General features: G+C 46.5%; 6 protein-coding genes. All 6 read right to left on the bottom strand.

Features of this window, described 5'->3' with window-relative positions; translation table 11 throughout:
• Positions 1–1,137, bottom strand: a 1,137-nt coding sequence (locus QZL66_RS09665; RefSeq protein WP_293602231.1) for an acyltransferase family protein, incomplete at its 3' end; no start/stop codon positions are given.
• Between the two features lie 19 nt (positions 1,138–1,156).
• The gene (locus tag QZL66_RS09660; protein WP_022411512.1) at positions 1,157–2,275 is read right to left on the bottom strand and encodes a DegT/DnrJ/EryC1/StrS family aminotransferase; all 1,119 of its coding nucleotides are present in this window, start codon (positions 2,273–2,275) and stop codon (positions 1,157–1,159) included.
• Positions 2,276–2,320: 45 nt separating this feature from the next.
• A complete protein-coding gene (locus QZL66_RS09655; protein WP_022411511.1) occupies positions 2,321–3,640 on the bottom strand; it encodes a phenylacetate--CoA ligase family protein in 1,320 nt (439 codons plus the stop codon).
• Between the two features lie 20 nt (positions 3,641–3,660).
• The gene (locus tag QZL66_RS09650; protein WP_022411510.1) at positions 3,661–4,914 is read right to left on the bottom strand and encodes an ATP-grasp domain-containing protein; all 1,254 of its coding nucleotides are present in this window, start codon (positions 4,912–4,914) and stop codon (positions 3,661–3,663) included.
• Positions 4,915–4,916: 2 nt separating this feature from the next.
• Entirely contained in the window at positions 4,917–6,362 is a 1,446-nt protein-coding gene (locus QZL66_RS09645; RefSeq protein ID WP_022411509.1) for a lipopolysaccharide biosynthesis protein, read from the bottom strand.
• The gene (locus QZL66_RS09640) at positions 6,359–7,372 is read right to left on the bottom strand and encodes a TDP-N-acetylfucosamine:lipid II N-acetylfucosaminyltransferase (RefSeq protein WP_293602227.1); all 1,014 of its coding nucleotides are present in this window, start codon (positions 7,370–7,372) and stop codon (positions 6,359–6,361) included. The genes QZL66_RS09645 and QZL66_RS09640 overlap by 4 nt, the downstream gene beginning before the upstream one ends.
• Positions 7,373–7,599 lie beyond the last annotated feature (227 nt).

Raw genomic sequence — 7,599 nt, 5'->3', positions numbered from 1 at the left:
AAATTTTGCGTATTTTTCTTCTTTCCTGTGCCACCATGCGATGATTTTCGGCTCCCATACCAAGAATTTTTTCATGAACGGCTTCTCAATAAACCGGATTCTCAGCCAGTCAATCAAAGAACATCCGCAAAATACAGCGCATACACAACCGATTGAAATCAGCGGCATAAGCTGTGAATCATACACTTTGACATTTTGACACACATCTTGCCACAAGAAGCGGCGCATGGCATCACAATTTGCGTGAATCAGAAGAATTCCAAATGTGGTGGACGCAACGGTGTTGATAAATGAGCTGTACTTTATTTTTATTGTTTTGAAGAACATAAACGCACACACACCAACGAGCACCGCTAAGAACGTATTCGAATCCGTCACAAAAAAGTACCAGATGTTCTGGTGCAGTTTCAAAGACAGCCATGCACAGCAAACGACAGAGAGAGAACACAGCACGATACTTCCTGCGGTGAGCATCCCCCACAATTTTGTTTTGGAAAAAATATGCTTCGGATACATTCGGATATAGGATGCCATGAAATACAAAACGATAAACCAGGAAACATAGTTCATAGAAACCGGCATTTTCTTAATGGTTCCGAAAAACACATAGGTAAATCCGCAAAGCAGCAGCAGCAAAATATGCTGTTTCTCTGTCATGTTTCGAATGAGGATATTCAGAAAGGGGATAAACAGGAAGAACAAAATATAGCAGCCCACAAAATTTGTTTCCACCGAGCTTACCGGAAGAAAAGTTTTGACGAGGGATTTCAAACAAAGCGGTTCATATCCCGTAATCAGGAAAATCAATCCGATTCCAATCTTGTAGAACATAATTTCGCCAAGCAGCTTCGCAAATTTCCTGAGGGTAATGCTGCTCTTGCACATAAAGTATCCTGTTATCATGACAAAACAGTTTATGCCGATTTTTCCCCATGTCCCGAAAAGCAGCAGGAAAATCGAATTGCCAGACAGCGGATTGGCTGCAATCGGGCCGTCCTCCAGCGTAAGCCCTGAGTTTACGACATAATGATGGGCGACGATGAAAAACATGGTGATGATCCGAAACAATTCTATGTTGGAATCCCGATGCGAAGCGGGTTTCGGCTGTCCTGCCTGCGCAATGTTGCCATTCTTCATATGCTGCAACCCTTCCTTTTTAAGCCGGATGATGTCCGCTCAGGACAATGGAGCAGATTCTGTCGACATCCTCCAGCGGCAAATCCGCATACAAAGGCAATGTCAGAACACGCTTGCTGAGATGCAGCGCAACCGGTGTTTCAGACGGATCATACTTTTCGTTGAAGGCGGGAGAAACACTCGTCAGCGGGTAAAAATACTTTCTTGCGCCGATTCCGTTTTCCGCAAGCTTTGCCATGACCTCATTTCTGCTGAAACCGAACACCTTTTCATCAAACATCACGGGGAAATACGCATAGTTCGACTTCACATCCGGCTGTATCTCACAGATTGTTACGCCGTCAATGCCGCCCAGATTGCTGCGGTACCGTTCCACAACTGCCTGACGTTTTGCAATTTCGGCTTCCAGATGGCGCAGGTTACAAATTCCCATCGCTGCCTGGAACTCATTCATTTTGGCGTTTCCGCCGATGTATGCGACTTCTTCCGGTCCGTGAATGCCGAAATTTTTCAGGTCGTTGAGCTTCTGTGTCAGGCTGCCGTCATGATAGCAAACCGCACCGCCCTCAATGGTGTTGAAGACCTTCGTCGCATGGAAGCTGAACATGGATGCATCCCCGAAGGAAGCACTCGACTTTCCCTTGTATGTCACGCCAAATGCGTGCGCCGCATCATAGATCACCTTCAGGTCATATTTCTTCGCAATTCTTTCGATCTCTTCCACATCACACATGTTGCCGTAAACGTGAACCGGAACGATCGCACAGGTCTTGTCTGTGATCAGATCTTCGATTTTGGTGACATCCATGGTGTAATCTTTCGGATTGATGTCGCAGAACACAGGCTCCAGTCCGTTTCTCACAATTGCATGCGTTGTCGAGGCAAATGTAAACGGTGTCGTAATTACCTCGCTGCCCTTGGGGAAATTGAACGAAGCGATTACATTTTCCAGCGCAAGATGTCCGTTCACATACAGCGTCACATGGGGCACGTCCAGCATTGCCTCCAGTTCTGCCTGTAGCTGCTTGTGCTTTTTCCCCATATTGGTCAGCCAGTGGCTGTCCCAAAGCTCTTTGATTTCTTCACAGTATTCCTCATAATCTGGCATTGAGGAACGGGTGACCAGAATTTTATTCATTTTCTATTCTCCTCCTACAGTTCCCTGCGACGGCATTTTCTCATGTCAGGATTTTTTCCATTCGCAAATCACCATTTTTCGTTTCCCTGATGCGAGAACCGGAATGTCCTCTACATATTCTATCTGAACATCGGCATCCTGACCAACGATTTTCCGGATTTCCAGCAAGGTGTTTTCCAGATCAAACTTCTCCTTCTGAACATTCAGTTTCAGGAGATATTTTGATTTGTCCTTCTGAATGAACTGCCATTGTCTGATTCCGTCCAGATTTTTCAAAACACGGGCAAAGCTCATGGGATGAATCGGGTTATCCTTTGTGTCATAGATCAGATCCAGTCTTCTGCCGTAAATTTTTTCGAGATAGTCCCAGCCTCCGGTTTCTTCGTTGCCTTTCGCAAGAATGGCAGTATCGCCGGTATCATATCGAATCAGCGGAAATGCATAATTATACAAGTCCGTGATGACGATCCGTCCCAGTTCTCCATATGCCGCCGGTTTGTCTTCCTCCAGTTTCAGAATCTCAAAAATATAGCTTGCATGATTTAGATAGAACCGATTGTCGTGAACCTTTTGGTGCGCCATGATTCCCGCTTCTTCATCCGCATAGCACTCCACGATGGGAATGCAAAATTGCTCTTGGAATGCCTCTTTTGTCGCAACATTCAATGCCTCCGACGTGGAAAACATGACTTTTACAGTTTTCAGGTCGGCAGCATCGCCTTTTCCGGAGATCAAAAAGGCGAGCAGACTGTCATACCAGCTGGCATATGCCCGAATTGCGGTGATCCGGTTTTCTCTGACCGTCCGGCAGAGTTCCCGCAGCGTGTCGTCATCCATTTTGCTGACATTGATCGGATAAATGTTCTCTCTGAAAATCTGCGACTTCGTCTTGCTCTGCCAGTTTGTCCAGATTCTGCACTGCGCCAGTTTCTCATGGGATTGGAACCCCACCATCTGTCCAAAGTACTTCAATTCCGCCACTCTTCTATGGCGTTTTCTCGAATCCTGATATATGGCAAACGGCGTGCCGGTGGAACCGCTTGTTTTTTGCACATGAACCTTTTCTGTCTCCTGTTCCGGAATCTTATCAACGGGAACCACGATAGCGTCATAGTTTTCGATCAGCTTCGACTTATTCATAATGGGAAACTGCTCCAGCGGTCTTCCGGCATATCTCTGATAAAACGCTGTATTTGCAGTGGCGTGCGCCAATAGGGCAGCGAGCTTTTCGCTTTGTATTTTCTTCCCGGTTTCGGCGGAACGCATGACAGTTTTGATTTCCCGATAATGCTTTCCAACCTTACTGCCGTGCAGAAAATCCTGAATCCAGTAAACGCTTCTCTTGCAAAAACCATTCAAGCTCATAATTCTTTTTCTGCCAAAAATCAGCAGTACTCCTTCTCTATAATCTTCGTATCAAACGGTTTCAGCAGCATGTTCTCCCCGTTCTCATCGGTCACATGAAAGTTTTCGATCACTGCATCCACCCGCTCTTTCAGCAGCTCCATGGTCGGTGCCACAATGAAAATATTCGCTGCCATCTGGCGCTGGGTTCCAAGGCCGGCAACCACTTCTCCGTCCTCATAGTTCGGATTCACCGCAACCACGCCATTGAATCGCCGGATTTTCTCCACGCCGGTGATCTTGCCGATCTTCCCTTCCTTTACCAGCGGTGAGAGCTTGCAGGCAACCATGTGATGAAAATAGGGGTCTGCCCGATCTGCCACGTTCTTCTCGCTCATTTTTCCGGTAAATGCGTAATTGATGAGAAGTTCCTTTGCGTCAATTCCAGTCAGTTCCGATACGATCATGTGCTCCTGTGCGCCGTTGAGCCGGAATCCCGGTTCATAGATATACACCGAGCCGTTCTCGATAAATGACTGGAGGAACAGAACACCGTTCTGGACATGCATTCCACGGAGCATATTTTTGACATGCTCGTCCACCTCTGCCTTGTATCTTTCCATATGTTTCGACGGGAAAATATAGGCGGACGGAAGCTGTGTGATGCCCTTCTGTTCCTTGCTGGTATAGCGGTCGCACATTGCAACCATAATGGGATTGCCGTCCTGAATGACATAATAGATAATGACTTCCAGACCGTCCATATACTTTTCGATCAGAATCTTCTTCCGGAACGAAAAGCTCAGCGCCTTTTCAATGGCAGCGTCCAGCTGTTCCCGATTCTGGCAGATGGAGATGCCCTTGGAGCTGGAACTGTCGACCGGCTTTACAATGACCGGATATTCAATTTTGTCGATTTCGTCCAGGGAGTACTCCGGCACGACAGGAACATGATATTTCCGGCAGGTGTTTTTGAAGTTGTCCTTGGAGATCATAATCTCAAACTGCTCCATGGACGCAAAGCAGGGGTAATCCAGCACCTCGCATACCTTGCAGTATGTCGGGATCAGTGCCTCTGCCACACCTACCAGAACCGCATCAATGTGTTCCTTTTTGACAAGGGCAACAAGCCCGTCCACGTCCATGCCGTCCACATCACAGGGAACATCCGCAAACTTTTTGGCATACGTCATCTTGTTATAATCCGTGACATAGGTTTTGATTCCCATGAGCTTCGCCTTTTCAATCAGGCTGATCGTCTCCGGATTTGCGCCAATAATCAGTAGTTTTTTCATTTTTAAGCCTTCTTCTTTCTCTTTTTGAAATTTTTCACCATCTCTATGATATAGGTATAGCTCTCTACATGGAAAATCTTGGAGCCGCTCCAGTATACCAGGACACCCAGAGGAATCTGAATCAGCAGTGTCAGCGAAGCGCTTAGATGCAGGAAAGACACTGCATAGATCGCTGCTCCCATTCCGAGGGAAAGCAGGATCTGCGGCATCATATCTTTTACCTGCTCAAGATAACTGTAATTGAGAAGCTTCTTGTTTGGCCACGAATTGATGATCTGGTTCAAAATCGTTGTCACCAGAAAACTATATGCCATTGCCTGCACACTGATCCACATGGTAATCAGGATTGCGATAATGCCGACTGTTTTTTTGATGATCTCCAGCTTCAGAAACAGATCGCTCCGCCCCATGGCTTTGATTGCATTCAGGTTTGCGGTATGTATGGGATAAAATGCATAGGTAATACAAAAGATTCTTAAAAACAAAACACAGGGCAGCCATTTCTCCGTGAGGATCAGCTGAACCAGCGGTTCCGCACACACGGCAAGTCCGATCATCGCCGGCATCATCAGAAACGTACTGGTCTTGATCGCCCGGCGTGTCATGGAACGGACTGCTGCCATGTCATCCTGTGCCTTTGACATGGTCGGCAGAAGCACGCTGTCGATGGAGGTGTTGATGTTGGTAACGATCAGCTGCGGAAACTTCTTGCCTTGATTATAGTAGGCGAGATCCCCCGATGAATATTTTTTGCCAATGATCAATTGTCTCAGGTCATTATATACCGTGTCTATCAGCGAGGAAGCCAAAAGCTTCCACCCATAGGAAAACAGCGACTTCAGCCGTTGGAACGAAAACATCTTTTTGGGACGCCACTTGACGGTGATCCACAAAATTGTCGTATCTACTGCGGCATTAAAGAGCATCTGCGCCACCAGCGCCCACACGCCGAATCCCAGATACGCCATTGCAATTCCGATGACAGCTGCACCGATAGTTCCGCCGAGTGTGGAAAAGAAAAAGCGCTTAAACATCAGGTGCCGTGAAACATATGCCTGCTGGACATTCTTCACGCCGGATATCACCACAACGAAGCTTAACACTCTCACAATTGCGGTCAGTTCCGGCATTCGATAAAAGGATGCAATGAGCGGTGCGGCAAAGAACATGATCAGATAAAGGACGGAGCACATCGCCATGTTAAAGTAGAATACGCTTGAAAAGTCAAGGTCATCCGCATCCTTTTTCTGGATCAGCGCATTTCCCATTCCGCTGTCCACAAAGACCTGCATGATCGTTGTAAAAATCGTGACCAGCGCCACCGTGCCATAAACAGTCGGATCCAAAAGTCTTGCAAGAACGATGGATACAATGAAAGTTACACCCTGTGCACCGCACCGCTCCAGAAAACGCCAGAAAAAGTTTGTAATCACATTCGTTGAACTCATTTTCTTTCCTCTATCGAATTAAACACATTTCTCCATTTTTGCACACTGCTTTCCAAGTCCGTTGACTTCCGATACTGCTCCCAGTTATACTGGGGATCCGTGTCATTTTTGAGGAATTCCTCAAATGACATCTGCGCAATATCCTCCACTTTATAGATCACATACTTTCGCTCCTGATGATAGATCTCCCACATGGGCGTATCTGTTCTGAGAAAGACCTTACACCCCAGTCCCAGCGAGGCATTGATATTCCCCATCGCCTGCTGTCTGTCGTTGTTGAAGATGGCGACGGATGATTCGGCAATCGTGCGGTAGTATGCCGTCTTGTCCATATAGTCCGTTAAGGGCACAAACTTCGAGCCGAACAACTTCTTCCCGAAGTCGATCACCGTTTTTGCATAGTCCGCATTGCCATAGGACAGCGGGCAGACGATCTCGATCTGCTCATTCTTAAACCGCTCCAGGGTTTGCAGGATTTCAAGATGCTGGTTCGACGGCGTTGCGGAATTGCCCACAAGAATCCGATACGGGTTGGTTCGCTTTTCGCAGGTTCGCAGCTCCGAGATAATTTTCGGGATTACTCCGCCGCTGCACATGGGGGCAACGAAATGTTTCCCCTTCGGGGTGCAGTACTTGCATAAGATCTCATAGTCCCCCGGAATCAGATTGATAATCCCCCCGGCGTTGACAAAGAAATATTTTCTCAAAAGATTCCCGAGCCTCATATTGACAGTTTCATTTTCCTTCAGGCAGTACAGGTCGGCACCCCACAGGTGAAAATAGGTCTTTTTCAAAATCTTCCGGTTGTAAAACGCCCGCATTTCCTTAAAAAAGAAAAAGCCGGAAATAATAATAAGATCCGCATCCATCAGGTTCTTTTTGTTTTCCCGCTTGTGCAGATCATTAAATGAATCCAAAAATATCACATTGTCATTTGAAGTGAGATCGACATCAAAGCCCTCTTTCGTTGTATAAAAAAGATGCCGGTATTCGGACAAATACTCATTCATAAATTTGATATAGCCATCCGTAAATTTATCCCGATAGATAACATGAACAATCTGAGTCACTTTCTTTTCCTTTCGCAGAAATGCTTTCTGTGCTGATACTGATATATAAAGTCATTATACCACATGTGTGAATCAGTGTCAAGTTCGTCTCCGGCAAAGAAACACGGCATAAAAAAATCGGCCGGAAACACTCCCGGTCGATTTGTGTCAATTTCTAGGTCTCCCTT

It is taken from the genome of Ruminococcus sp. CAG:330, from assembly GCF_000437175.1.
Lineage (GTDB): Bacteria > Bacillota > Clostridia > Oscillospirales > Ruminococcaceae > Ruminococcus_C.
Note: the sequence above shows the minus strand (reverse complement) of the source record. Positions and strands in the feature narration are given on the sequence as shown.